The sequence below is a fragment of the Planktothrix sp. FACHB-1355 genome (genome assembly GCF_014748295.1).
GTDB classification, from domain to species: Bacteria; Cyanobacteriota; Cyanobacteriia; order Cyanobacteriales; family Aerosakkonemataceae; genus Aerosakkonema; species Aerosakkonema funiforme_A.
Map to the genome: position 1 here is coordinate 1 of NZ_JACJUP010000847.1, position 3,201 is coordinate 3,201.

2 protein-coding genes are annotated in these 3,201 nt (G+C 44.7%); one reads left to right on the forward strand and one right to left on the reverse strand.

All coding sequences use genetic code 11. The features are described from left to right. Positions 1-385: 385 nt before the first annotated feature. Positions 386-715 (reverse strand): hypothetical protein, encoded by a 330-nt coding sequence (locus H6S82_RS25865; protein WP_190467539.1) that lies wholly within the window; start codon positions 713-715, stop codon positions 386-388. 547 nt (positions 716-1,262) lie between these two features. Here H6S82_RS25865 and carB point away from each other — a divergent pair. After that, positions 1,263-3,201: carbamoyl-phosphate synthase large subunit (carB, locus tag H6S82_RS25870; RefSeq protein ID WP_191056929.1), on the forward strand; the 1,939-nt coding region annotated here is incomplete at its 3' end.

Sequence of the window (3,201 nt, forward strand, 5' to 3'; positions counted from 1 at the left end):
TAGGGAGGCAACCGCCATCATAGTTAACGCCAATAAGCTTGTTTTTGCTGAAATCGATCGCATAATTTTTCGAGCCATCTCGCTTTTACCAGAAAATTTATTTTTACTCTTGTTAACCCTCAGATTTTCACCGCAGGGCTACTACTGATATTGACATATAAGAATGAAATCTAGATGAAATCTTTGCACATTTGGAAAAATTCATTCTCTCCTTAGAAAGATGCGTATTTTAAAATTTTTCTATAATAATATCTTGCACCAGAGTCAGGAACCGGGTTTCTGGCAAATATCTTTCCCTGAAAGCTTAGATTTTGCGTTGAGAAACCCGGTTTATTCAGCCTTATTAGCAGAACAGTATTGAGTGCCCGCGATTATTATTAAATATTTATCGATTTACGCTAGGCTTGGCGCTTGAACCAGTCGTCGGTTTTGTATTTGTGGGGTGATGTTGCTTGTGCTGAGCTGTAGTGGGTTTATTATTCTTGCCCATCATTCCGTTAGCCATCATGTTAGCCATCATAGACTCACAGCACTTTTTGTTATCATTCTTATTGCTTGTCATTTGCTGGTGCTGGGCTGGCGCTTTAGCAGTGGTGTGAGAAGGTGGAGTTGGCGTTGTCGTTTTGTTTTGTGCAAAGAGAGGACTGAATGTAAGTGCCAGCACTGTTAGACCGCCAGCAGCAGCACTGAGGATGTTTTGAGTAACTCTATTCATATGTTGGGAAACCTTCTGCTAAACAATCTCGTTTTGGCTTCCTATTTATTAGTTTGACACTTATTTATGAAATTAGCATGAAATCCTATTTTGATAATTTTTAACAATATCTATGTTGTTTTAAGTAAGTGGGCATAAATAAACCAAAGATAATTTGTAGGGTGGGGACTGCCCACCATTAGCTCATATCAAGGATTACAAGCATTTTGGTGTGTACTGCCCACCTTACTTCTTCTTCCCCTAGCCCCCAGCCATAATTGCAAATTTGAGATTTCAGATTTGATTCCCCCACAAGAGGCGAGGGATTAACCAAAAATTTGAAATTTTAAATCTAAAATCTGAAATCTTCAATCAACCCCACCTGTGTCCGTGGCCCCATCGGGAAGGGTATGGGTGGGGCTGTAAACCTTTCTGGGCCAAAAAAAGACGGGACAAAGGCCAATTTGTCATCGAACTTTGGAAAACTGTAGTCAAACAAGCGCCCCTACTTGGAACAAACCACTTAAAATGGGTTGGATTTGCACACTCTTACTCCAGGCCAACCATTATGCCTCGTCGTGATGACCTCCACAAAATCCTGCTGTTGGGTTCTGGCCCAATTGTGATCGGCCAAGCCTGCGAATTCGACTATTCGGGCACTCAGGCTTGCAAGGCACTCCGCAGTGAAGGGTACGAGGTGGTGTTAGTTAACTCCAACCCAGCCACCATTATGACCGATCCGGAAACGGCAGACCGCACATATATTGAGCCGCTGACGCCGGAAATGGTGGAAAAAGTGATTGCCAAAGAGCGTCCCGATGCTCTGTTGCCCACGATGGGCGGACAAACTGCGTTAAATTTGGCGGTAGCTTTATCAAAAAATGGCGTTTTGGAACGCTACGGTGTTGAATTGATCGGAGCTAAACTGGAAGCGATCGAAAAAGCAGAAGACCGACAGCTATTTAAAGAAGCGATGCAAAAAATAGGTGTAGGCGTTTGTCCTTCCGGCATTGCTTGCAACGTTAACGAAGCTAAAGAAATCGCTCATCAAATTGGCACCTATCCCCTCATTATTCGACCCGCTTTTACTATGGGAGGGTCGGGTGGTGGTATCGCCTACAACCAAGAAGAATTTGAAGTAATGGCGCAAGCTGGTATAGATGCCAGTCCCGTTTCCCAAATTTTGATCGAAAAGTCGCTTTTAGGCTGGAAAGAATATGAATTAGAAGTAATGCGAGATCTGGCGGATAACGTGGTGATTATCTGCTCGATCGAAAACATCGACCCGATGGGTATTCACACAGGCGATTCGATTACCGTCGCACCCGCACAAACTCTCACAGATAAAGAATACCAGCGCCTGCGCGATGCTTCCATCAAAATTATCCGCGAGATTGGTGTAGAAACTGGCGGTTCTAATATTCAGTTCGCCGTCAATCCGGTCAACGGCGAAGTAATTGTCATTGAAATGAATCCCCGCGTGTCTCGTTCTTCCGCGTTAGCTTCCAAAGCTACCGGTTTCCCCATTGCCAAGTTTGCTGCTAAATTGGCAGTCGGTTACACGCTGGATGAAATTAATAATGATATTACCAAGAAAACGCCGGCATCCTTTGAGCCAACAATTGACTACGTGGTCACGAAAATCCCGCGTTTTGCCTTTGAAAAGTTCCCCGGAACGACACCGATACTGACAACGCAAATGAAATCGGTGGGTGAAGCAATGGCAATCGGTCGCACGTTCCAAGAATCGTTTCAAAAGGCATTGCGAAGTTTAGAAACCGGTCGCTCCGGTTGGGGTTGCGATAAATCGGAAAAATTGCCTTCCCTCGAACAAATTCGCGCTCAGTTGCGGACGCCAAATCCAGAACGAATTTTCACTTTGCGTCACGCGATGCAGTTGGGAATGTCGGTAGAAGATATCTACGAACTGACGGGAATCGATCCTTGGTTTTTGGATAAGATGCAGGAATTGCTGGAAACCGAAAAATTCTTGAAACGCACTCCTTTGCAACAAATAACTAAGGAGCAGTTGTTTGCAATTAAGCAACAGGGATTTAGCGACCGGCAAATTGCCTTCGCCACGAAAACCAAGGAAGATGAAGTGCGCGAGTACCGTAAAAGTTTGGGCGTTATCCCCATTTACAAAACAGTCGATACCTGCGCGGCAGAGTTTGAGGCGTTTACCCCTTATCACTATTCCGCTTATGAATTGGGTTGTGGGGTACAATCGGAAACAGCAGATCTCGATTACCCCGAAAAAGGTGAATCGGAAGTCTTGCCATCCGATAAACAAAAGGTGATGATTTTGGGTGGCGGCCCTAATCGCATCGGACAAGGGATTGAGTTCGATTATTGCTGTTGTCACGCATCCTATGCTTTGCGCGGTGCCGGGTTTGAGACGATTATGGTAAACTCGAATCCGGAAACGGTTTCGACGGATTACGATACGAGCGATCGTCTCTATTTTGAACCGCTCACTAAAGAAGATGTTCTCAATATCATTGAGA

Excerpts from the sequence above, each read along its gene's own strand:
- H6S82_RS25865 (WP_190467539.1), bottom strand. The coding sequence starts at position 715 with ATGAATAGAGTTACTCAAAACATCCTCAGTGCTGCTGCTGGCGGTCTA.